This is a genomic window from Desulfovibrio sp. SGI.133, assembly GCF_050313955.1.
In the GTDB taxonomy this organism is placed as follows: Bacteria; Desulfobacterota; Desulfovibrionia; order Desulfovibrionales; family Desulfovibrionaceae; genus Desulfovibrio.
In genome coordinates this window covers 96,389-117,452 of sequence record NZ_JBNPMK010000008.1, presented here as the reverse complement: position 1 = coordinate 117,452, position 21,064 = coordinate 96,389, and the positions used below count along the sequence as shown (strand labels likewise).

Below are 21,064 nucleotides of genomic sequence, written 5' to 3'. Positions count from 1 at the left end.
CTTCCCCCAGTGAACGGATACGGATTACAGGACCTTGAACTCGTGCACCTGATTGGTCTCGCCGTCGATGACATGCACGGCGCAGGCGATGCAGGGGTCGAAGGAATGGATGGTGCGCAGGATCTCCACAGGCCGCTTGGGATCGGCCACGGGCGTGCCCACCAGGGCCTGTTCGGCAGCGCTCAGCACATGCTTGGCGTCCCGGGGCCCCAGGTTCCAGGTGGTGGGCACCACCAGCTGGAAGTTGCCGATCTTGCCGTCTTCGATGCGCAGCCAGTGCGACAGGCCGCCGCGCGGGGCATTGACGAAGCCCACGCCGCGCCCTTCCCTGGGCACGCTGCATTCCATGGCGATCTTCTTGTCGCCGCCGGCGATGTTGGCTTCGTATTCGGCCAGCCACTTTTCCACCTGCTGGGCGATGACCAGGGTCTCGACGCCGCGGGCGGCGGTGCGGCCCAGGGTGGAGAACAGGGCTTCCGGCCCCACGCCCAGGGCGGACAGCACTTTGTCCACCGCGGGCTTCACGGCTTCATGCCCCTGGGCATAGGCCACCAGCATCTGGGCCAGCGGGCCGGTCTCCATGGCCAGGCCGTCATAGCGCGGCGCCTTGAGCCAGGAATAACGGTCCGTATCGCCCATGCGGGTGAAGGCGGGCTTGGTCTCGCCGTCGTAGGGGGCGCGGGCCTCTTCGCCTTCGTACCAGCTGTGACGCACATGCTCGGCGATCTTGCCGGCATCGAAGGGATGCACGGTATCCAGCTTGCCGTCCAGCAGCACGCCGGGCTTGAGCCAGCGTTTGGTGATGTCGCGCTCGCCGCCCACTTCGGGGAATTCACCAAAGGCCATGAAGTTGCGGCAACCGCAGCCCAGCGCGGCCCAGTCCTTGTAGGCACCGGCCACCAGCAGCAGGTCGGGGATGTAGACTTCTTCGATGAATTTGCGGGCCTGCAGGTACAGGTCGCGGAATTCCTTGATGCGCTCGGGCGTCAGGGATTCGTAACAGGTCACGCCGCCGGGGATGAGGAACTGGGGATGCGGGTTCTTGGCGCCGAACACGGCCATGGCCTTGGCGGCGCTGACCTGCACGCGCAGGGCTTCCAGATAGTGGGCCGTGGCCACGAGGTTGGCTTCGGGATCCAGATAATAGGCCGGATGCCCGCCCAGGAAATAAGCGTTGGTGAAGGGACCCAGCTGGCCGCTGTCCACAAAGGCCTTCAGGCGGGCCTGCACGGCCTTGAAGTCATCGGCCGTAGCCTTGCGGGGCGAGATGGACGAGGCCAGCGCCGCGGCCTTGGCCGGATCGGCCTTGAGGGCGGCGGTCACGTCCACAAAGTCCAGGGCGTGCAGGTGATAGAAATGCACCATGTGGTCGTGCATGAACAGCAGGCCCAGCACCAGGTTGCGGATATAGGTGGCATTGGCGGGCAGGGTCAGGCCCATGGCGTCTTCCAGGGCGCGGGTGGAGGCCAGGGCGTGAGTGTAGGTGCACACGCCGCAGGTACGCTGGGTGAAGTGCTGGGCATCGCGGGGGTCGCGTCCTTTGAGGATCACTTCCAGACCGCGATACAGGGTGCCGCAGCTGCGGGCATCCTTGATGCGGCCGTTTTCCACTTCCACCTCGATGCGCAAATGGCCTTCGATACGGGTCAGCGGGTCAACGACGATGGGGCCGGAGAAATTGCTCTGGGGCGTTTTCATAACTTGGCTCATGCTGGCAGCTCCCTAGTTCTGGTAAAAAGGCGACAGGTCATCCCAGAAATTGGGCTCGCTGCAACCGATGCAGGGATGTCCGGCCCGCACGGGCCAGTTGGTCTCGTTGAACAGGGCCTTGGGGCAGTTGTTGTAGGTGCTGGGGCCCTTGCAGCCCAGATCGTACAGGCACCAGCCCTTGCGCGCTTCCTCGGAATCGAAGGAGGGCGCGAACTCGCCCGCGTCGAAATGGACGCGGCGCTCGCACAGGTCGTGCACGGACTGGCCGTAGAACATGAGCGGACGGCCCAGATCGTCGAGCTTGATCTCCTTGTTCTGCAAAAAGGCCACCAGCGTGCCCACCAGGTTCAGGGGATTGGGCGGGCAGCCCGGGATATTGATGGCTTTCACGTCCATGCCCAGCTTGGCGAAGCAGTCATTGACGCCCACGGAGCCGGTGGGATTGGGCTTGGCGGCCTGCACGCCGCCGTAAGCGGCACAGGTGCCCATGGTGACCACGGCCTTGGCTTTAGGCAGCACGCGCTTGCACAGGTCCAGCATGGTGTGGCCGCCCACATAGCCGTACTTGCCGTCCATGGCCGTGGGGATGGCGCCTTCCACCACGCAGATGAAGCCTTCAGGATTGCTGATGGCCTGTTCCAGCGCGGCCTCGGCGGCTTCGCCCGCGGCGGCCATGATGGTTTCGTGATAATCCAGGGAGATGGTGTCCAGGATCAGGGTGTCGAGGAAGGGTTTGCAGGTGCGCAGCAGGGCCTCGGAACAGCCCGTGCATTCAGCGCAGTGCAGATAGACCACGGAGGCGCGGCGATTGGTCAGCGCCGCGGCCACTTCCGTAGCCATGCTGGGCCCAAGGCCCATGGTCACGGCCACGGCCGTGCAGAATTTCAAAAAATCACGACGGCTGACGCCCTGTTGCGCCAGACGTTCCTCCCCACCTTTTTTGCCCAGACCAACGGCAATACGCATACGTGCCTCCTGTCTGCAGGATGAGATAAACGAGAATGATGAAGACCGCACAAGATGAAATGGAAGGCTCCAGCCACGGAGCCTTCCCCCGACTGCCGTCCACTGCATGAGGTGCATGCCACAGCAAAGGACGACCAAGGCCATGCATGGTCGAATGGGGAGTATGCGGCGAGGGGAAGGAATGGGAGGGATTATGCGTGGGCATGCCATCCATTGCCCGCGCCGCAGCCGGAAATGACGCGAACCCGCGTCTTCAGCCGGCTACTTCACAAACGGACAATGAACATGATGCCTCCTTGCGGCGGAGAATTCCGCCATTGGCAGTCATCCTACCCTGCCACCGGCATCTGGTCAACCACCCCGCAGCTTTTCCGGCAGTGGACTGGGCCTCCCCGACCGCATGAGCGCTCGCCAGGGCTGGAAAAAATTTTTCTTTTCCCCTTGCTCCGGCAACGTTTGCGGCCTGCCCTGGCCGCCCCAAAACAGGCGGGGAAAGCTGCGGCCAGACAAACACGTCAGAAGAGCTTGCACGCCACTTACGGGAAAACCTCCCCTGCCGTCCCCCATCAGGGCAACATCCGCCCGTCATGCCGCCCCAACGTGTGGCATCCTGCCGGTGCCGCTCCCCTCTCGACCCTGCCTGCCGCATCTGGCATACTGGCACCACCGGCATGATGCCGGAACGAAACCGTCAGGAGGATATGGATGAAAACTCTGGATTGTCGGGGCCTTGCCTGCCCCCAGCCTGTGATGCGCACCCGCGACGCCCTGGAACAGGGACGGCCGCAGGAGCTGCTCGTCCTGGTGGACAACGCTGCCGCCAGCGAGAACGTGAGCCGCTTTTTGCGCCGCAGCGGCTTTGAAGTCAGCGTCAACCAGCCCGAAAACGCCCTGTGGGAAGTGCACGGCCTGAGCAGCGCCACACAGGTGGACGCCCCGGAACAGGCCCCGGCCGCCGCTCCGGCAGCGGACACGGAAAGCCGCAAGACCCTGGTCCTCATCACCACCGATACCCTGGGCCGCGGCGATGACGAACTGGGCGCCCGCCTGATGGAAAACTTCCTGGCCAGCCTGCCCGAACTGGGGGCCTCCCTGTGGCGCATCGTGCTGCTCAACGGCGGCGTCAAGCTGGCGGCCACAGAGGGCAAGTGCCTGGATACCCTGAAGCAGCTGGAAAGCAACGGCGTCAGCATCCTTGTCTGCGGGACCTGCCTGAACTTCTTCAACCTGCTGGAAGCCAAGCAGGTGGGCGAGACCACCAACATGATGGACGTGGTGACCAGCCTTTCCCTGGCCGACAAGGTCATCCGGCCCTGACCGCAACGCCTGCGGGCCGTGCGGGAAAGCTCCTTTCCCTGCCCGCGCATGAGGCATAAAAAAAGAGGGACGCTCCACAGCGTTCCTCTTTTTTTACGTCTTGCCCCCTGCAACAAGGCAGGCCATCTGAAAATTTCCCGGCCTCGCCAGTATGTTCCCTCATGGGACGAGCCCTTTCTTCTTCCCGCATATCTGCCGGTCTCGGCCGCGTATCCCCTGCCGCAGACCGCAGCCAGCGAAGCGGTGCTCCCTTCAAAACCCTCTTTTCCTCTGAAGTCCCTGTACTCCGGTCAGAAGACGATAGCCCTCCCCGCAGCGCAACGCCGGGGACCTGCCGGCCAGACCAGAACAAAAGTTTTCGGAGGATGGAGGGGGTGCGGGGGAGGAAGGGCCCCTTTTCCAAAAGGGTCCCTTCCTCCCCCGCCATATCCTACTCTTCCCATACCTCGGCCAGCACCTTAGCCGTGCGGGCCAGCAATTCTTCCGTATGACGGGCGGTGAGGCCAAAACGCAGCAGGGCCTGCCCTCGCGGTACGGTGGGCCAGCGGGCGCCCAGCACCAGCACACCGCTCTCGGCCAGACAGGCGGCCAGACGGCGGCAGCGCGCCTCATCGCCCACGGGCACGGACAAGATGTGCGCATCGCCCATGACCGGCAGCCCTCGTTCCGTCAGGGCCTGACGGAAAAAGGCCACGCGCGCGGCCAGCGTACGCCGTCGCTCCTCGAGACGCGGCAGCTCCTCCACCAGCGCCAGCATGCAGGCCGCATGGGCGGGCGGCAGGGCCGTGCTGTGCATGATGGCCGAGGCCAGATGCTCGAACAGGGGCGTGAAGCCCCGGGGCAGCAGCAGGAACGCGCCCCACAGGCCCAGCGATTTGCCCAGCGTGCCCACCACCAGATCGGCCGGGGCCCGGCCACCATCCCGCAGGGCCTGCGCCGCGCACAGTCCGCGTCCGCCGGGGCCCAGGGCACCCAGCGCATGGGCTTCGTCCACACAGAGGAAAAATCCGTACCGGCGACGCAGGGCCGCCATGCGTTCCAGATCGAGGGCCGCGCCGTCCATGCTGTACAGGGACTCGGCCATGACCACGGGCTGCGGCGCGTCCGGCGGCAGGGAGGACAGCAGGCGCTCCAGATGGTCATAGTCCAGATGGTTCCAGGCCCGGATGCGCGCCCCGGCCAGCGGCAGGGCCCGCATGACGCTGGCATGGCAACGCCGGTCCACGAAGGCCTCCTGCCCCTGCTGGAGCAAGGTGGTCACACAGGCCAGATTGGCCTGATAACCGCTGGGCAGAAACAGACATTCCGCAAAACCAAAGTAATCGGCCACGGCCCGGCAGGCCTGGTCAACCACATCGCTGCGGCCCCCGGCCAGACGCGAGGCCGAGGCCGACGGCGCATCGGCGGCAAAACAGGCAGCCACCCGCGCCTGCCAGTGCGCATCGGCGGCAAGGCCCAGACCGTCGTTGCTCATGAAGGAGATGTACTCCCGGCCGTTTCGCCGCAACAGCGGCCCGGCGGCTCCCCCGGCCATGGCGGCGCTATCGCGGGCAAGGCCCAGACGGGCATCGGCGCGCAGGCGATCGTTCAGACAGTCATAAAGGCTTCGGCGTTGCGGGACAGACATGAGTACAGCTCCCTGTAGCGGCTCTCCAGCAGTTCACGGGAAAAAGAGGCATCATAGGGCACCAGGCCCACGCGCAGTTCCAGCTCCAGCGGCGGCAGAGGGCCCCCAGGCCCGCAAAGGCCCCGCACGCGTACCAGCGAGGCCGCCACACTGCCGCCCTGTGCCGTCACCCGCACGTCCAGCCGCGCCGTGCCGGACAGGGGCCCGGCAGGCCACGGGGCACGTTCCACGGACAGCAGGAAGGCATGGCAGGAAAAATCCCGCGCCACACGCTGCTGCAGGGCAGCCGCCTGCGCGGCGGCCTCCAGCACCTGCCAGAAAGGCACGCCCTCACAACGGCGCCAGGCCGTGAGCCCCGGTGGGGAGTCCATGGCCCGGGCCGCATCCAGCAGGACGAAGGGCGACGGCGCATCCAGAAAGAAATCCGTGGTCATGGCCGCAGATCCACGGCAAGGGCGGCGTTCTGGCCACCGAAGCCGAAATTCTCCAGCAGGCCGCGGGAGGACGGGAAGGGACGGGGCTCCCGCACGAAGTCGAGACGGGCGGAACAGGGCCGCTCCAGATGGCGCACGGGCGGCATCCTGCCGTCACGCCAGGCTGCCAGCGCGCAGCAAAGCTCCAGCGCCCCGCAGGCCGAGGAACCGTGCCCCAGCCAGGATTTGAAGGCCATGACGGCCGGGCCGCCGGGAACATCGCCCAGCAGGCGTTCCCACAGCAGGCTCTCGGCCTGATCGTTGAGCTGCGTTCCCGTGCCGTGGGCCGAAAGCCAGCCCAGTCCGGCGGCATCGAGGCCCGCCTCTTCCAGAGCACCCCGCACGGCCAGTTCGGCCCAGGTCCCCCGTGCTTCGGGCGCGGTCAGGCTCTCGGCATCCACGGACGCCCCGTAGCCCAGAATCTCCGCATGGACATGGGCGCCCCTAGCCTGCGCCGAGGACAGGCTCTCCAGCACGAAGGCCGCGCCGCCCTCACCGGGCACGAAGCCGTCCCGGCCCATGTCGAAGGGACGCGGGCCCGTACCGGGCGCACAAAGACTGAGGGCCCGGGCCTTGTGATAGCCCAGCAGGCCGCCCAGCGAAAGGCGGCTGTCCCCGGCCGCGACCAGTACGGCGTCGGCCAGACCGAAGCGTATGCGCCGCCAGCCTTCGCCCAGGGCCTGCAAGGCCGAGGCGCAGGCCGCGTTGACGGTCAGGGCCTCGCCATGGCAGCGGGCAAAACGGGCCAGGGCCCCGGCGGCGGTATTGGGCAGCCAGCGCAGCAGCCAGAGCGCGCCCAGCGTCGCGGTATCCTGCGGCGGCAGGCCCGGTTCTCCGGTGACGTCCAGCATGGGGCCCACGGCGGCGATGATGTGCGAACGGGCGGGCAGGCCCGCATCCAACCCGGCATCACGCAGGGCGCGCAGGCCAGAAAGGACAGCCATCCGGCTGCCCCGGTTCAGGTAATGGCGATGCCGCCAGCCTTCAAACTGCTGCCGGGCCCCATCCTGGCCCCAGTCTTCCGCCGGGCAGACGGAAAGCCCTTCCAGCGCGCCGGAGGCCCGGAAGGCATCACGGCCCTCGCGCAGGCTGCGGGCCACGCCGTCCAGATCATGGCCCAGCGCCGTGCAGCAGCCCGCACCGCTGATGACGACCCGCTCAGGCACGGCCATCAGGCCCCCTGCCGTGTGGCCTCAAGGGCCTGTTCCACCCAGTGGGCGATGTCGCCCAGGGTCAGGGGCGATTGCAGGGCCATGCCGTCGGCATCCGTATAATAGGCGGCCAGCTGCTGCCGCCGCGCTTCGTCAAGATGGCCGTAATGCTCGCGCAAAAAGGCGGCCGCATCCGGGGCGCCGGCCAGCTGGTAACGCAGGGAACGCAGGAAGGCGCGCTCCTCGTCCACAAAAATATGGAAGGTGGCGCCCAGCTGCACGCTCACTTCCAGCAGGTCGATGGATTCACAGGGCAGATCCTGCATGAGCAGGGTATCGTCGCTCAGGGTCGCGGCATCGCGCTCGAACAGATGGGCCACGATCTCGCGCACCTTGAGGCTGATCTCGTCGTATCGCATCACAGCTCCGGGAGTTTGAGGGCCCCGAGGCCCCCGTCAAGAGTCACCACGCTGCCGTTGATGGCCGCGGCCTCCGCCGACAGCAGGAAGCACAGGCCCGGCAGCACATCGTCCGGGCCAAGGCAGCGCCCGGCGGGCATGGCACGGGCCACCTGCCCGTGGCGGGAAAGAAATTCGTGCCCGCGTCCGGCATCCAGCCAGCTCAGACGGGCGGAACACGCGCTAAGGCCGCGTCCGGCCAGCTCCACGCCGAGGCTGCGGTACAGGCCCTCACCGGCCAGCTTGGCCGCGGCGTACCAGCCCTGCCCGGGCGACGGCCGCTGCGCGGCACTGGACGAGACGAAGACACAACGGCCGAAACGGCGGGCCAGCATGGCCCGGCTCACGGCACGCAGGCAGCGGGCCCGCAGGGCGATGTCATCATCCGCCCAGCGTTCTATGGCTTCAGGGGCCGCCATGGCCACCAGCTGTTCGAAACGGGAATGCAGCAGATCCGCCAGATGCCCCACCGGCCGGCCCAGCAGGGCTTCACAGCGGGCGGGCAGGGTCTCGGGATCGGCAAGGACAAGGGCGGGCAGGCCGTCCTGCGCGCAGCGGACGCAGCCTGCATCATCACGGCAGACACAGCAGACCTGCGCCCCTTCGGCACGTAGCGCCAGCGCCAGAGCACGGCCCAGCTCGCTGCTGCCGCCAAGGATGAGGACAGAACCATGGAACGTCAATCGCATGGCCGCATAGTGAAAAAAAAGCGGCCCGGACGCAAGGGCCCTGCCGCACACGGCCTGCGCCAGGGCATGGACAGGCCGGGAGAAAGCCTGAAGATGCGCCGGGCATAAGGCCCATCGAGCTTACGACAAAAACGGGAGACAGCCAGCCGCGCGTCCGCTCTGCGCAGCGCAGGACCGCCAATGACCGGAAGAAAATTTTTTGCGGGGAGATGGGAGAACCTGAAGGCGAAAAGGGAACTTTCCCTAAGCGTCTTTCGTTCCCTTCGGTAAGATCCCCTTAAAAATAGGGCTGCCTTCTCCTCACTCCAGAGAGAACACGGCTTCGGCCAGGCAGGCATCGCCGTGCAGCAGACGGCAACGGACCTCCGACGGCAGGACATCCCCCGCATCTTCAGGCTCCATACGGCACAGCAGGTCGCTGTCAGGCAGGACGAAATGACGAAAGCGTGCCCGGCGCACGGCACAGACACGACGGGACGGGAAGGCCTCTTCCACGGCCCGGCGCATGGCTTCCAAAAGGCAGGAACCGGGCACACGGGGCGCACCGGGAAAATGGTCGGCCAGCAAGGGCGCATGGCCGGGAAAGCGCAGCACGGCCTCCAGGGGCGGCATCATTCGCCCCAGAGCAGATGCAGGGGACCGGCCGGAGCCAGCTTTTCCAGCGGGATGAAGACGCGCTGCGTCCCCGCGGCCCAGGGAGCCACCTGATAAGGTTGGAAGTAGACACGTACCCCGCCGGGCACCAGGGCCAGCGCGGAAAAATTGTCCGTCAGGGGCTCGGTGCCGTCGTGGATCATGCTGTCCACCCGGCCGCCGCCCAGACGGGTGGACAGTTCCTTCCGGGACACGGCGGACATGATCTCCAGAGCCTTGTCCACGTTCTCGAAGATATCCACCAGTCCCAGACGCTGACCGGAAAGCAGGCTATAGGTCAGCGGGATCACATCCAGGTTGCCGTGCGCGCCGCCGGTGTAGGTCCAGATCTCAAAGACGATGCTCAGGGCATTGGCCGAGGGGCGCGTCAGGGTATAGGAGCCCATGAGCTCGCAGGGCGGGAGTTCCTGCTCCTGCCATTCCAGAGCCAGCGGCGCCAGCTCGGCCTCGAAGGTCGAGGCGATGCGCTCCACCCAGTCGGCCACGTCGCGGTCTACGTCCTTACGGCCCAGCATGGGGTAGGTGATGGTGATGTCCGGCTTGCCCGGACGGGAAACTCGGCGCAGGTTGCAATCCGTGACGGAGATGGGGGCAAGGGCAGGCTCTGGGCGGGAATCGGCCAGCATGGTGCCGTGCCCGTGCGCAGCACTGGCCGTGGAGCACAGGTCAGGAGACAGTGCAAAGCACGACAGCAGGGCCGCCAGCGCGACCATGCGAACGGACCGGCAACAGGATCCCGACAGATGACGGAGATTCCCAGAGCTGAACATCATACCCCCCAGACGACGGAAAAAGAGATCGCGGCATGGCGCCGCAAGCTGCTTGTAGAGAGCTCCCGCGGCCCTGTCAAGCCTTGCGGGAGCAAATAAAAGGCCGGTCTGCCGACCCTGCGCGGACAGGGGGAAGACCGGCCGTACGGAGCCTTTCCTCCAGACGGAGGCAAGACCTTAATGATGCACGATATCCCGGACCTTGACGTGGAAGCCGTAGCGCAGCTCGGCCACCAGACGCCAGTGGCGCAGCAGGAGCAGGCCCGCCAGGATCAGATACGTCCAGGCATAGAAGTTGTGCAGGCGCAGCGGGTCGTGGGCCAGGCCCAGCAGGGCTTCCAGCTGCACGTCATAGAAGGGCGAGAACAGCTGGGCCAGGAAGAGCACCAGCAGGGCCGCCGCCTCGCGCAGGCCCAGACGCAGATCCAGCAGCAGGGCCACGGCAAAGATGGACTGACCGGCCGTGAGGAAGATCTCCTGGAACTGATGCGGGTCCAGGTTGATGGGGGTGGTGCCGCCGGAAGACACGGCGTAGACACCGGGGATCATGCCCACCAGCAGGGTCCACTGGTTGAGCTTGGAGGACAGCAGGCTGCCCAGGGCCAGACCAGCGTTGCCGCGGAAGGCGAACATCAGGGCCACGATGAATTCCGGCGCTTCGGAAGCGATGGGCGCCAGCCACTGCACCAGCAGGAATTCGTTGATGCCCAGGATCTTGCCGCTGGCCACCAGGCTTTCGCTGAAGGGTTCGGCATTGAACAGGATCACCAGGGCCGCGAACAGGAACAGACCGGCCACGGCCCGCATGCGGGCGGGACGCGAAAGCTTGGCCAGGGTGGCCGCCGGACCTTCGGGCTCTTCTTCCTCACAGGGACGGCGGGCGATGATGCACATGTACCCCACATAGATGCCCAGGAAGACCACGCCGTCGAACAGGGTCAGGGAGCCCTTGAGCGGGATCAGCAGGGCATAGAGGGTGGCCATGCCCAGGAAGAGGATATCGGTACGCTTCTCTTCGTGCAGAGCCACATAATTATGGAAGCGCCCCGCGAAGATCAGCACGATGGCCGTCCAGCCGATACCGATAAGCAGCCGGTTGGCGCCCGTCATATTGGCGATGGCGTAATGCGAGTAGGCGCTTTCGGGATGCTGGCCCGCCATCCAGGTAAAGTACATGTCCACGGCGTATTCGGGCAGCACGGCGATGAAGGCCACCACGGCCACGGCCACAGCCTGGGGGATGTCGAGCTGGGCCACTTCGCAGGCCCAGGTCAGCAGGAAGGACGCGCCCAGGATGGCCAGGCCGGCCAGTACGGCCACCAGCATGGGGGAAACGTCCGCAGGGGCAAGGCGCAGAGCCAGGCCCGGCAAGGTCATGAGGATAGCCAGAAGGTAGGGACGCAGGTCGCGCAAAGACATGACGGTCTCCTTGGCGGGGTTTGGGTTTTACACAAAAAAAAAAGACCTTGGCTGCATGCAGTCATGCGGCCAAGGTCTCACTAGTCGGCAGGGCCAACGGCAGCACCAGACGTGATGTCAGGCTGTTGATGCTGCCAGGGTCTCAAGGACCCAGTTACTCCCCTTAGGTGCGGACAAAATAGTTGCTCTCTCTCCGCCTGTCAAGCCTGAATCCGCCTTTTCCGCCCTGTGGCCGTTCCCCGGATTGCAGGGCAGATGCCTCTCTGCTATGAGTAGCGTCATGAACATCATCTGCCCTCAATGCGGTTTCAGCCGTCCTTTCCCTCCCGATCGCGCTCCGGCGCATTCGGTGATCGCCACTTGCCCCCAGTGTTCCTGCCGCTTCCGCTTCCATCCCCAGGATGGCAGCAGCGAGCAGCTTTCGCCCGTCCGCAATGACGCCGCCCCGGCGGCCAGCGACCTGCCCCCCGGCGCCATCATCCCCGGCATGGGGGATGATGGGGAAGGCGGGGCCCGCCGCCGCGAAGATCCCCGCGAGGAGATCCCGCCCTTCCGGCCCCGTGACCGGCAGGAGGAGCCCAAGCCGCAGGCAGACGATGAGCCGCTTGAAGATGACTTCCGGGACGACGCCGACGATGACCGCCCCGGCCTGCCTTCCGGCAACCCCTGGGACGTGGCGCCCGCGCCTTCGGGCTGGATGGTGGCCTTTTACCGTACGGCCACGCGCATCATGTTCGGCGCGCCGGCCTTCTTCAGCTGCCTGCGCCCGCATCGCCGCTCCCTGCGCGCCCTGAGCTTTTACCTGATCGTCAGCGTCATCCTTTCCGTGGTGCAGCTGCTCTGGATGCGCGGCATGACCTCCATGCTCGTGGACGGCGGCATGGACCCGCAGATGCAGCAGATGATGGCCAGCACCCTGGCCATCCATGAGAGCATGCCCCTGTTCGTGCTCAAGCAGGTGGCCTTCGTGACCCTGCAACTGTATGTGCAAAGCGCCCTGCTCTATCTCATGTACCGGCTCATCCTGCGCGACAAGCCGGAATTCGACCTGATCTTCCAGGTCAGCGCCTATGGTTCGGCGCCCATGCTGCTGTGCGTCATCCCCGTGCTGGGAGCGCTCACCGGCCTGGTCTGGAGCCTGGCCTGCACCCTTGTGGGCTACAAGACCGTGCTGCGCCTGGACTGGAGCCAGACATTGCTGGGCTACGCGCCCGTTTTCCTGCTGGAGATGTTCCTGCTCCTGCAGGTGATGCAGATGCTCTAGCCCTGTACCGCCCCTGACGTTTTCCGGGCCCGCCGCTGCCGCCAGCGCGGGCCTTTTCCACCCTCCGCCCGTGCCACCCATGAACGAAAACCCTTCCCAGCCCGTTCAGGACGTTCCCGCTCCTGGAGAAAAAAACGGTTTCGACCTCACCCGGCTGCTGCTGCCGGGGGGCATCGTCCTGGCCCTGTGCCTGCTGCTCTGCATCTGGCTGTGCATCGACATCTTTACCTGGCCGCTGGGCACGCGCCAGCGCATCCTCATGTGCCTTCTGCTGTTTGCCCTGCTCCTGCTGCTGGGCCTGGGCGCATGCCTGTGGCGCGGCATCTATCTGCCCCTGCTCACGGCCCTGCGCGAACTGGGCCCCGATGCCGACGGGCGCATGCCGCAGGGCTCGCCCGTACCCGCCATCACCTGCCGCATCCGCCGCATGCACGAGAACATGCAGCGCACCCGCCTGGCCCTTGAGGAAAGCCACGAGAACCTGCGCCAAAACCTGCGCCAGACCGAAAAGATGGCCCTGGTGGGCAAGCTGGCCGCCGGTGTGGCCCACTCCATCCGCAACCCGCTGACGGGCCTCAAGCTGCGCCTGTTCTCCTTTACCCGAGGCATGGAGCTTTCCCCGGCCCAGCAGGAAGACGTGCAGGCCATGAACGAGGCCGTGCGGCACATGGAAGCCATCACCAGCAACTTTCTGGAATTTTCGCGCCGTCCGCGCCTGAGCAAAGAGCCGCTGGACATGAGCGAGGTGCTGGACCGCACCCTCATCCTGCTGCAACCGCGCATGGAAGCCTACAAGGTGACCCTGCGCCGCACGCGCCACGCGCCCCTGCCGCGGGTGGACGGCGATGCCGAACAGCTGCGCGAGGCCCTGGCCAATCTTATCATCAACGCCTGCGAAGCCGCCGGTACCGACGGGGAAGTGCGCATCAGCGAAGAGCGCGGCCGCCTGGCTCCGCTGGGGCCCGTGGTGGTCATCCGCATCGAGGACAGCGGCCCCGGCGTGCCCGAAGAGCTGCACGAGGTCATCTTCCAGCCCTTCATGAGCACCAAGGTGGAAGGTACGGGCCTGGGCCTGCCCATCGCCCGGCGCATCTTTGAAGAACACGGCGGCTGGCTGCACCTGCACAACGCACCGGGACACGGGGCCAGCTTCGTCATAGTACTGCCTGTCCGCAAGGGGGACGACGTATGGCTGAGATCCTCATAGTCGACGACGACCACCACCTGCGTCAGGGCTTCCAGCGCCTGCTGGACGCCGAAGGCTACGAAACGCGCACCGCCGCCTCGGCCGAGGAGGCCCTGAACCTCATGCGGGAAAAGATGCCGCAATGCGTGGTCATGGACGTGCGCATGCCCGGCATGGACGGTCTGGAAGCGCTCAAGCGGATGCGTGCCCTGGAGGGCTGTCCGCCGGTGGTCATCATGACGGCCTATTCCACCACCGAGACCGCCATCGAAGCCACCCGGCTGGGGGCCTTCGACTACATGCTCAAGCCCTTCGACATCCCGCAGGTGCTGGAGCTGCTGCAACGGGCCCTGGCCGCGGGCGAGAGCCAGCGCCGCCACGAGGCCCAGTCCGCCGAGGAATCTTTGGGCGAAGAGGACGACATCCGCCTGGTGGGGCATACGCCTCCCATGCAGGAGCTGTACAAGGCCATCGGCCGCGTGGCGCCCACCGATGCCCTGGTGCTGATCCGGGGCGAATCCGGCACGGGCAAGGAGCTGGTGGCCAATGCCATCTGGCGTTACAGTCCGCGCTCCCGCCGTCCGTTCTCGGTCATCAACTGCGTGGCCATCCCCGACACCCTGCTGGAAAGCGAACTTTTCGGGTATGAACGCGGGGCCTTCACCGGCGCGCAGCACCGCCGCATCGGCCGCATCGAACAAGCCGCGGGCGGCACCATCTTCCTGGACGAGATCGGCGACATGCCGCCGGGCATCCAGGCCAAACTGCTGCGCCTGTTGCAGGAAAAACAGATCCAGCGTCTGGGCGGGCATGACTCCATCGACGTGGACGTGCGCATCATCGCCGCCACCAACGCCAATCTGGAGCAGGCCGTGGCCGACGGGCGCTTCCGCGAGGACCTGTACTACCGCCTCAAGGTGGTGACCCTCTGGACCCCGCCGCTGCGCGAACGCCGCGAGGATATCCCGGCCCTGGCGGCCTTTTTGCTGCACCGGCAGGCCGCCGAGCTGCACCGGCCCGACCCCGGTCTGGAAGAAGAGGCTCTGCGCTATCTGGCCGGTCTGGACTGGCCCGGCAACGTGCGCGAACTTTCCAATGCCCTGCAGAAGGCCCTGGTCTTCAACAGCGGAGCCCCGGTGAGCATCCGCGACCTGCAGCTGGTGCTGGATTCCCCGACAACGCATTCCTCCGCAGCGGCCCTCAGCATCAACGGCAACGGCGATACCGGCCCTGCCTCGGGCGCACGCCGCTCCCCCATCGGCACCGGGAACGGCTTCCACGAAGGGGAAGCTCCTGTCGAAGACGCCCCGGCCCCTGCCGGTGTACCTCACAACGACGAACAGCGCAGCCTGGCCAGTATCGTCACGGCCTGCCTCCAGTCCGGCGATCCTTCGCCCTTCGACACCTGCATGGACATCATGGGCAGGGCCGTGGTGCGCGAGGCCCTGCGCCAGTGCCGGGGCAACCGCTCGCAGGCGGCGCGCCTGCTGGGTCTTTCCCGCCCCACCCTGCTGGCACGCATGGAAAAATACGGTCTGAAGATCGAGACCCGCATCAGCGACGAATGAAAGCCGCGGGACAAACGCCCGTCATCTTTTCAATGCCGCGCCATCCCAGGGCCTGCCGGTCTCCGGCGGGCCTTCTTTTTTTCCTGTCGGCACGGCTGCCTTCCCGGCACACCTCGGCACGGATGCCCCGGTAAAAACCGCCCGGCATACGCGCGCAAGGCTCCCTCCGCAGCTCTGCCGCGCCCTCAGCCCCCAGGCACAGCCGCAAGCGCCCCGCCCGATGACGGCACCTTTCCCCGCCACACGATTTTTATGGCATGGCAAGGCCATCTTTCCCGGCCGGCGGGCACAAAAAAAGGCGCCGCCCCGAAGGGCAGCGCCTGGAAAAGTCAGGACTGGCCGAACTTACTTGTTCAGGCAGCAGGCGTCGTCCACCTTGAAGAAGGCAGCGGCCTTGGCGCCACACACGGGGCAGCTGTCACAGGGGCCTTCGTGGGTGTAGCCGCAGACCTTGCAGACGTAGAAGTCGACGTTGTCGAAAGCGTGGTTGTCAGCGGCAGCCTTCTTGTACAGGTTGGCGTGCACTTCTTCCACCTTGTTCACCATGTCCATGTACTTGGCCACGGCGGTCTGGCCTTCGGCTTCGGCTTCCTTGATCATTTCAGGATACATCTTGGTGAATTCGTAGGTTTCACCACCGATGGCGTCCTGCAGGTTGGCAGCGGTGTCACCGATCTTGCCGGCGTTCTTCAGATGGGTGTGGGCGTGGATGGTTTCGGCGGCGGCAGCGGCGCGGAACACCTTGGCCACACCGGACAGGCCTTCCTTGTCGGCAGCCTGGGCGTAGGCGAGGTATTTGCGGTTGGCCTGGGATTCACCGGCGAAAGCAGCCATCAGGTTTTCGAGAGTCTTGCTCATTGTGGTTCTCCTTGGGGGGTATATGTTCAAAAAAATGTTGTCTTAATCAGGAACAATTCCTGTTTACTGAAAACTCATGCCTTTGTAAAGCATTTTTTTGCGTATTTTATTTCCGCCCCCAATAAATAAGGCCCGAATGGCCCGCGTCAATGTCCTGGAGCCGGATTAGCACCATCTTCCTGTGCAAAAACGCCCTCTGTTCCATGCCCTGTCCGCAAAGCTTGCGAGCCGGGCCAAGGCAGGCTAAAAAAACGGCATGACAGCGACCACATCCCTTGCACAAGCCCTTTCGGCCCAGGACATCATCCGCCATTATGACCTGATGCCCCATGTGGAAGGCGGCCACTACCGGCGCGTCTGGTGCAGCTCGCAGGATCTGCAACCCGAGAGCCTTCCCTGCGGCATCTGCGGCAGCCGCCCGTGCAGCACGAGCATCCTGTATCTGTTGCAGGCGGGCGAGCGCTCACGCCTGCACCGCATCCGCCAGGATGAGTTATGGCATTTCCATCTGGGCGGCCCCCTGCGCCTGTACTGCCTGACCCCTGACGGCAAGGAGCTGGACAGGATACTGGGGGCCGACATCCTTGCCGGTCAGCATCTGCTGCTGCCCATGCCCGGCGGCTGCTGGTTCGGTGCCGAACCCTGCCCGGGGACGGATTTTTCCCTGGTCTCCTGTACGGTGGCGCCGGGCTTCGATTTTCGTGACTTCGAGCTGGCCAAGGCGGCCTGTCTGGTGCGCCGCTATCCTTTTGCCAAAGAACGCATCGAACATTTTTGCCAGCTGCCTGACGGCTGTCCCGAGCCCGGGAAAGGCTGCCGGGCATGAGCCGCTTCCCCATCCCCGCGGCCGATGCCGCCGCTCCTTTCCAGACCGAGATCATCATCCGACGCAGCCGTTTTTTGACCCACTGCGCGCATACGCCCGGTATGGAAGCCGCCCGCGCCTTCGTGGAGCAGATCCGTACCCAGCACGCCGACGCCACCCACAATTGCTGGGCTTTCGTGGCCGGAGCTCCGGGGCACAGCGGCCAGGTGGGCTTTTCGGATGACGGCGAACCGCACGGCACGGCCGGGCGCCCCATGCTGCAGGTGCTGCTGCATTGCGGCGTGGGCGAGATCACCATGGTGGTCACCCGCTGGTTCGGCGGCGTCAAACTGGGCACCGGCGGCCTGGTGCGCGCCTATCAGGATTCAGTGCGCGAGAACCTGGCCACCCTGCCGCTGGCGGAAAAGGTGCCTACCGTGGAGCTGGACGTGCAGCTGGACTATGCCCATCTGGACCGTCTGCACCGCCTGCTGCCCACCTTTGAGGCCCGCGTCTGCGCCGAGGCCTACGATCAGGCCGCCCGGGTGCGCATCTGCCTGCCCGAGGCCCTGCGCGGCCCCTTCGAGGAAGCCATCGCCGGACGTACCGACGGCCGCGCCCGCTGTACGCTGGTCGAAGAAGCGTAAGGCAGGGGCTTGCCGCAAGACACGTCCTGTCATCCCCGTCAAAGCGCCTCCGGCATATCCATAAGAAAGATTCCCGCCCGAGCCGACCCGCGCACCCGGCAGGCGCGTCCGTCTTTTCAGACGCGCCCCTCCAGAGGAAGATGACCAGCAGCCTCCCCCCCCGGAACAGGGCCTTCCCCAACATAAAAAACAAGCCCCGCCTGCTGTCCGGCAGACGGGGCTCGTCCATTCTTCAAACTCGGCGGGAGGAGATCCGTTCTCCCCCGGCAGCCTCCCTACTGTATCACCTTCACCGGCACATCGGGAGCCAGGCGCACGATACCGTCGATGATGACCTGTTCCCCGGCCTTGAGCTCGCCTTCCACCACGCTGATATCACCGGCCTCGAAAACGATGTTCACCTTGCGGTAGGAGGCCTTGCCGTCAGCACCGGCCACATAGAGATAATTTTCCTCACGGCCGCTCTGCACGGCCCGGCTGGGGATGGCCAGGGCCTGGCGCGCCATGCCCAGCGGCAGTTCCACGGTCACGAACTGGCCGGGCCAAAGGCGACGGTTCTCATTGGCGAAGGTGGCACGCAACTGGATGGTGCCGGTGGTGGTATCCACGCTGTTTTCCACCAGGGTCAGCAGGCCCTTTTCGGTCTGCCCGCCCGTGGGGGTCACGTCCACTTCCACCGGTCCGGCATGCATGCGGTCGAGGATCAGGGAAAGATGCCGTTCCGGCACCGAGAAGGTCACGTAGATGGGCGAAAGGGTGTCGATGCTGACGATGGGGGTGGTATCGGAGCTGCGCACCATATTGCCCTTGTCCACCTTGAGACCGCCCACGCGGCCGCTGATGGGCGCACGCAGGGTGCAGTAGGAAAGGTCGAGGGCGGCACTTTCCACCGCGGCCTTGTCGGCCTGCACGGTGGCGCGCAGGGCCGCGGCCTCGGTGGCGGTCTGTTCGTAGGCCTCGCGGCTCACATAGCCGTTGCCCACCAGCTTGCCGTAACGGCCCGCATCGTTGGTGGCCTTGTGCAGCTGGGCCTCGGACTTGGCCAGCTGGCCCTTCTTTTCGCGCAGGGTGGCTTCAAAGGGACGCGTATCGATGGTCAGCAGCACATCGCCTTCCTTCACGTCCTGGCCTTCCGTAAAATGCACCTTTTCTATCTCGCCGGTCACGCGGGGAGTGAGCCCCACACTGGCGGAAGCCTTGACGTTGCCCACAGCGCCGAGCACACGCGGCACGTCCTGCGGCTGTACCGTCATCACGTGCACGGGCGCGGCCTGTCTGCCGCCCTGTCCGTCCTTGTCGCCGGAACAGGAAGCCAGCACAGGGACGAGCAGCAGCAGGAAGATGGCAAGATGTTTCATGGCAGTCCTCACGATTTTCTGAATGATGCCTCAAAAACGTTGCACACCAGACACATCGCGTCAAGAAAACAAATGGTGGTCCTGCCCGGGAGCGCTTGTCCTCCCTGCCTTCCCGGACGGACCGCGGCCCCGGGACAATTGACTTTCCCCCCTGTGCGGGCATAATAATCCCGCGGCGGGAGAGCCCGCGAACTCATCCGAAATTTCCGATGCTGGAGGCACAAGAATTGGCAAAAAACCGCGCATTGCAACAGTGGCGGGTGGAAGATTCCATCGAACTGTACGGTATCCGCAACTGGGGAGCCGGCTTTTTTACGGTGTCCGATGAAGGGGACGTGGTCGTCTGCCCGCAGGGCCCAAAGGGCCCGCAGATCTCCATCCCGGAGATCATCTCCGGCTTGCGTGAACGCGGCTATGACATGCCCGTGCTGCTGCGCGTGGAAAACATCCTGGACTCCCGTATCGCCAGCCTGCACGAGTCCTTCCGCAAGGCCATCAAGAACCTGAACTATCAGGGCCAGTACCGCGGTGTCTTCCCCATCAAGGTCAACCAGCAGCAACAGGTGGTGGAAAAGATCGCCCAGTTCGGTTCCCGCTACCATCACGGTCTGGAAGTGGGCTCCAAGGCGGAGCTCATCGCCGCCGTCTCCCTGATGCGCGATACCGAAGCCTGCATCGTCTGCAACGGTTACAAGGACGAGGAGTTCATCGACCTGGGCCTGCAGGCCCAGCGCCTGGGCTTCAACCTGTTCTTCGTGCTGGAGATGCCCAGCGAACTGGACGTCCTGCTCTCCCGCAGCCGTGAACTGGGCATCCGCCCCAACATCGGCGTGCGCGCCAAGCTCTCGGTCAAGGCCAGCGGCCACTGGACCGACTCCGGCGGCGAGCGCTCCACCTTCGGCCTTTCCCCGGCCCAGATCGTGGACGTGGTGGACAAGCTCAAGGCCTGCGACATGCTGGACTGCTTCCGCCTGCTGCACTACCACCTGGGCTCGCAGGTCTCCAATATCCGCGACATCCGCACCGGCGTCATGGAAGGCGCGCGCCTTTATGTGGGTCTGGTGCAGGAAGGCGCGCCCATGGGCTACCTTGACCTGGGCGGCGGTCTGGCCGTGGACTACGACGGCTCGCACACCAATTACATCTCGTCGCGCAACTACAACCTGGACGAATACAGCGCCGACATCGTGGAAGCCATCATGAGCATCCTCGACGAGCAGCAGGTGCCGCACCCGCACATCATCACCGAATCCGGCCGCGCCACCGTGGCCTACTACTCCGTGCTGCTGTTCAACGTGCTGGACGTGAGCGCCGTGGAAGAGGCCCAGCTGCCCGCCGAGCTGCCCGAAGACACCCCCGAGCCCGTGCTGAACATGCGCGAGGTCTACGGCAACATCAGCCTGCGCAACCTGCAGGAATGCTACAACGACGCCATCTACTACCGTGACGAGATGCGCAAGCTCTTCTCCACGGGCCGCGTGAACCTGCGCCAGCGTACCCTTTCGGAGCGTTTCTTCTGGGCCATCATCATGCGCATCGCCCAGGAAAAGGTGAAACTCAAGACCGTGCCCCGCGACCTGCAGGATATCGACGTGAGCCTGGCCGACATCTACTACGGCAACTTCAGCGTCTTCCAGTCCCTGCCGGACAGCTGGGCCATCGACCAGCTCTTCCCGGTGATGCCGGTGCACCGCCTCAACGAATTCCCCTCGCGCCAGGGCATCATCTCGGACATCACCTGCGACTCTGACGGCCGCATCGACCACTTCATCGACCCGCAGGGCCTCAAGACCACTCTGGACCTGCATCCCCTGAAGGACGGCGAGGAATACTACCTGGGCGTCTTCCTGGTGGGTGCCTATCAGGAGACCCTGGGCGACCTGCACAACCTCATGGGCGACACCAATGTGGTCTCCATCCGCGTCAATCCCGACGGCGGCTACGAGTATGTGCGCGAGATCCGGGGCGACTCCGTGGCCGACATCCTGAGCTATGTGGAATACGACCCCCGCCGTATCCTGGACGACCTGCGCGCCACGGCCGAACGCGCCGTGCGGGCCGGACGCCTGACCCCCAGCGACCGCTTTGCCGTGCTCCAGGCTTTTGAAGACGGCCTGCGCGGCTACACCTATTTCGAACGCTAG

At 65.4% G+C, this 21,064-nt stretch carries 19 protein-coding genes; 7 read left to right on the top strand and 12 right to left on the bottom strand.

Annotation, left to right across the window (positions count from 1 at the left end; all coding sequences use genetic code 11):
* Positions 1-24: 24 nt before the first annotated feature.
* Positions 25-1,710, bottom strand: coding sequence for a nickel-dependent hydrogenase large subunit (locus ACQRBR_RS10370; protein ID WP_297137997.1), 1,686 nt, complete (start codon positions 1,708-1,710; stop codon positions 25-27).
* 12 nt (positions 1,711-1,722) lie between these two features.
* Positions 1,723-2,676, bottom strand: a complete 954-nt coding sequence (locus tag ACQRBR_RS10365) for a hydrogenase small subunit (protein WP_006008216.1) — start codon at positions 2,674-2,676, stop codon at positions 1,723-1,725.
* A 705-nt stretch (positions 2,677-3,381) separates the two neighbouring features.
* On the opposite strand from ACQRBR_RS10365, the gene yedF reads away from it, so the two are divergent.
* Complete coding sequence (gene yedF, locus ACQRBR_RS10360; protein WP_427812933.1) at positions 3,382-3,993, top strand: sulfurtransferase-like selenium metabolism protein YedF; 612 nt, start codon at positions 3,382-3,384, stop codon at positions 3,991-3,993.
* A gap of 430 nt (positions 3,994-4,423) precedes the next feature.
* On the opposite strand, the gene ACQRBR_RS10355 is transcribed toward yedF, so the two are convergent.
* The 8 genes from ACQRBR_RS10355 to ACQRBR_RS10320 form a co-directional block, all read right to left on the bottom strand.
* The gene (locus ACQRBR_RS10355; RefSeq protein ID WP_427812932.1) at positions 4,424-5,620 is read right to left on the bottom strand and encodes an aminotransferase class I/II-fold pyridoxal phosphate-dependent enzyme; all 1,197 of its coding nucleotides are present in this window, start codon (positions 5,618-5,620) and stop codon (positions 4,424-4,426) included.
* Positions 5,581-6,054: a hypothetical protein gene (locus ACQRBR_RS10350; RefSeq protein ID WP_427812931.1), complete on the bottom strand. Its 474-nt coding sequence runs from the start codon at positions 6,052-6,054 to the stop codon at positions 5,581-5,583. The genes ACQRBR_RS10355 and ACQRBR_RS10350 overlap by 40 nt, the downstream gene beginning before the upstream one ends.
* Positions 6,051-7,265: a beta-ketoacyl-[acyl-carrier-protein] synthase family protein gene (locus ACQRBR_RS10345; protein ID WP_427812930.1), complete on the bottom strand. Its 1,215-nt coding sequence runs from the start codon at positions 7,263-7,265 to the stop codon at positions 6,051-6,053. Before ACQRBR_RS10345 ends, ACQRBR_RS10350 begins: the two co-directional genes overlap by 4 nt.
* Positions 7,265-7,663, bottom strand: a complete 399-nt coding sequence (locus tag ACQRBR_RS10340; RefSeq protein ID WP_303879215.1) for an acyl carrier protein — start codon at positions 7,661-7,663, stop codon at positions 7,265-7,267. The genes ACQRBR_RS10345 and ACQRBR_RS10340 overlap by 1 nt, the downstream gene beginning before the upstream one ends.
* Positions 7,663-8,391 carry an SDR family NAD(P)-dependent oxidoreductase gene (locus ACQRBR_RS10335; protein WP_427812929.1) on the bottom strand — a complete coding sequence of 243 codons (729 nt, stop codon included), beginning with the start codon at positions 8,389-8,391 and terminating at the stop codon, positions 7,663-7,665. Before ACQRBR_RS10335 ends, ACQRBR_RS10340 begins: the two co-directional genes overlap by 1 nt.
* A gap of 300 nt (positions 8,392-8,691) precedes the next feature.
* Positions 8,692-9,006, bottom strand: coding sequence for a hypothetical protein (locus tag ACQRBR_RS10330; RefSeq protein ID WP_427812928.1), 315 nt, complete (start codon positions 9,004-9,006; stop codon positions 8,692-8,694).
* Positions 9,003-9,758, bottom strand: coding sequence for a DUF3298 domain-containing protein (locus tag ACQRBR_RS10325; protein ID WP_427812927.1), 756 nt, complete (start codon positions 9,756-9,758; stop codon positions 9,003-9,005). Before ACQRBR_RS10325 ends, ACQRBR_RS10330 begins: the two co-directional genes overlap by 4 nt.
* 234 nt (positions 9,759-9,992) lie before the next feature.
* Positions 9,993-11,234, bottom strand: a complete 1,242-nt coding sequence (locus ACQRBR_RS10320) for a sodium:calcium antiporter (protein ID WP_427812926.1) — start codon at positions 11,232-11,234, stop codon at positions 9,993-9,995.
* Between the two features lie 280 nt (positions 11,235-11,514).
* Between ACQRBR_RS10320 and ACQRBR_RS10315 the strand changes: the two genes are divergently transcribed.
* The 3 genes from ACQRBR_RS10315 to ACQRBR_RS10305 all read left to right on the top strand — a co-directional run bounded on the left by ACQRBR_RS10315 (position 11,515) and on the right by ACQRBR_RS10305 (position 15,252).
* Positions 11,515-12,498, top strand: a complete 984-nt coding sequence (locus ACQRBR_RS10315; RefSeq protein ID WP_427812925.1) for a YIP1 family protein — start codon at positions 11,515-11,517, stop codon at positions 12,496-12,498.
* Positions 12,499-12,577: 79 nt separating this feature from the next.
* A complete protein-coding gene (locus ACQRBR_RS10310) occupies positions 12,578-13,705 on the top strand; it encodes a sensor histidine kinase (RefSeq protein WP_427812924.1) in 1,128 nt (375 codons plus the stop codon).
* A complete protein-coding gene (locus ACQRBR_RS10305; RefSeq protein WP_427812923.1) occupies positions 13,687-15,252 on the top strand; it encodes a sigma-54-dependent transcriptional regulator in 1,566 nt (521 codons plus the stop codon). Before ACQRBR_RS10310 ends, ACQRBR_RS10305 begins: the two co-directional genes overlap by 19 nt.
* Before the next feature lie 345 nt (positions 15,253-15,597).
* Here the strand turns inward: ACQRBR_RS10305 and ACQRBR_RS10300 are convergent, their stop codons facing one another.
* The gene (locus ACQRBR_RS10300) at positions 15,598-16,110 is read right to left on the bottom strand and encodes a rubrerythrin family protein (RefSeq protein ID WP_168935504.1); all 513 of its coding nucleotides are present in this window, start codon (positions 16,108-16,110) and stop codon (positions 15,598-15,600) included.
* Between the two features lie 256 nt (positions 16,111-16,366).
* On the opposite strand from ACQRBR_RS10300, the gene ACQRBR_RS10295 reads away from it, so the two are divergent.
* Together ACQRBR_RS10295 and ACQRBR_RS10290 are read left to right on the top strand one after the other, a co-directional pair.
* Positions 16,367-16,936 carry a cupin domain-containing protein gene (locus ACQRBR_RS10295; protein ID WP_303879198.1) on the top strand — a complete coding sequence of 190 codons (570 nt, stop codon included), beginning with the start codon at positions 16,367-16,369 and terminating at the stop codon, positions 16,934-16,936.
* Positions 16,933-17,562: a YigZ family protein gene (locus ACQRBR_RS10290; protein ID WP_427812922.1), complete on the top strand. Its 630-nt coding sequence runs from the start codon at positions 16,933-16,935 to the stop codon at positions 17,560-17,562. The genes ACQRBR_RS10295 and ACQRBR_RS10290 overlap by 4 nt, the downstream gene beginning before the upstream one ends.
* Positions 17,563-17,837: 275 nt before the next feature.
* Here ACQRBR_RS10290 and ACQRBR_RS10285 read toward each other — a convergent pair whose 3' ends face one another.
* Complete coding sequence (locus tag ACQRBR_RS10285) at positions 17,838-18,920, bottom strand: efflux RND transporter periplasmic adaptor subunit (protein ID WP_427812921.1); 1,083 nt, start codon at positions 18,918-18,920, stop codon at positions 17,838-17,840.
* A gap of 227 nt (positions 18,921-19,147) precedes the next feature.
* Between ACQRBR_RS10285 and speA the strand changes: the two genes are divergently transcribed.
* Positions 19,148-21,064 (top strand): biosynthetic arginine decarboxylase, encoded by a 1,917-nt coding sequence (speA, locus tag ACQRBR_RS10280; RefSeq protein WP_040369942.1) that lies wholly within the window; start codon positions 19,148-19,150, stop codon positions 21,062-21,064.

Excerpts from the sequence above, each read along its gene's own strand:
- ACQRBR_RS10370 (WP_297137997.1), bottom strand. The coding sequence starts at position 1,710 with ATGAGCCAAGTTATGAAAACGCCCCAGAGCAATTTCTCCGGCCCCATC.
- ACQRBR_RS10365 (WP_006008216.1), bottom strand. The coding sequence starts at position 2,676 with ATGCGTATTGCCGTTGGTCTGGGCAAAAAAGGTGGGGAGGAACGTCTG.
- yedF (WP_427812933.1), top strand. The coding sequence starts at position 3,382 with ATGAAAACTCTGGATTGTCGGGGCCTTGCCTGCCCCCAGCCTGTGATG.
- ACQRBR_RS10355 (WP_427812932.1), bottom strand. The coding sequence starts at position 5,620 with ATGTCTGTCCCGCAACGCCGAAGCCTTTATGACTGTCTGAACGATCGC.
- ACQRBR_RS10350 (WP_427812931.1), bottom strand. The coding sequence starts at position 6,054 with ATGACCACGGATTTCTTTCTGGATGCGCCGTCGCCCTTCGTCCTGCTG.
- ACQRBR_RS10345 (WP_427812930.1), bottom strand. The coding sequence starts at position 7,265 with ATGGCCGTGCCTGAGCGGGTCGTCATCAGCGGTGCGGGCTGCTGCACG.
- ACQRBR_RS10340 (WP_303879215.1), bottom strand. The coding sequence starts at position 7,663 with ATGCGATACGACGAGATCAGCCTCAAGGTGCGCGAGATCGTGGCCCAT.
- ACQRBR_RS10335 (WP_427812929.1), bottom strand. The coding sequence starts at position 8,391 with ATGCGATTGACGTTCCATGGTTCTGTCCTCATCCTTGGCGGCAGCAGC.
- ACQRBR_RS10330 (WP_427812928.1), bottom strand. The coding sequence starts at position 9,006 with ATGATGCCGCCCCTGGAGGCCGTGCTGCGCTTTCCCGGCCATGCGCCC.
- ACQRBR_RS10325 (WP_427812927.1), bottom strand. The coding sequence starts at position 9,758 with ATGGTCGCGCTGGCGGCCCTGCTGTCGTGCTTTGCACTGTCTCCTGAC.
- ACQRBR_RS10320 (WP_427812926.1), bottom strand. The coding sequence starts at position 11,234 with ATGTCTTTGCGCGACCTGCGTCCCTACCTTCTGGCTATCCTCATGACC.
- ACQRBR_RS10315 (WP_427812925.1), top strand. The coding sequence starts at position 11,515 with ATGAACATCATCTGCCCTCAATGCGGTTTCAGCCGTCCTTTCCCTCCC.
- ACQRBR_RS10310 (WP_427812924.1), top strand. The coding sequence starts at position 12,578 with ATGAACGAAAACCCTTCCCAGCCCGTTCAGGACGTTCCCGCTCCTGGA.
- ACQRBR_RS10305 (WP_427812923.1), top strand. The coding sequence starts at position 13,687 with ATGGCTGAGATCCTCATAGTCGACGACGACCACCACCTGCGTCAGGGC.
- ACQRBR_RS10300 (WP_168935504.1), bottom strand. The coding sequence starts at position 16,110 with ATGAGCAAGACTCTCGAAAACCTGATGGCTGCTTTCGCCGGTGAATCC.
- ACQRBR_RS10295 (WP_303879198.1), top strand. The coding sequence starts at position 16,367 with ATGACAGCGACCACATCCCTTGCACAAGCCCTTTCGGCCCAGGACATC.
- ACQRBR_RS10290 (WP_427812922.1), top strand. The coding sequence starts at position 16,933 with ATGAGCCGCTTCCCCATCCCCGCGGCCGATGCCGCCGCTCCTTTCCAG.
- ACQRBR_RS10285 (WP_427812921.1), bottom strand. The coding sequence starts at position 18,920 with ATGAAACATCTTGCCATCTTCCTGCTGCTGCTCGTCCCTGTGCTGGCT.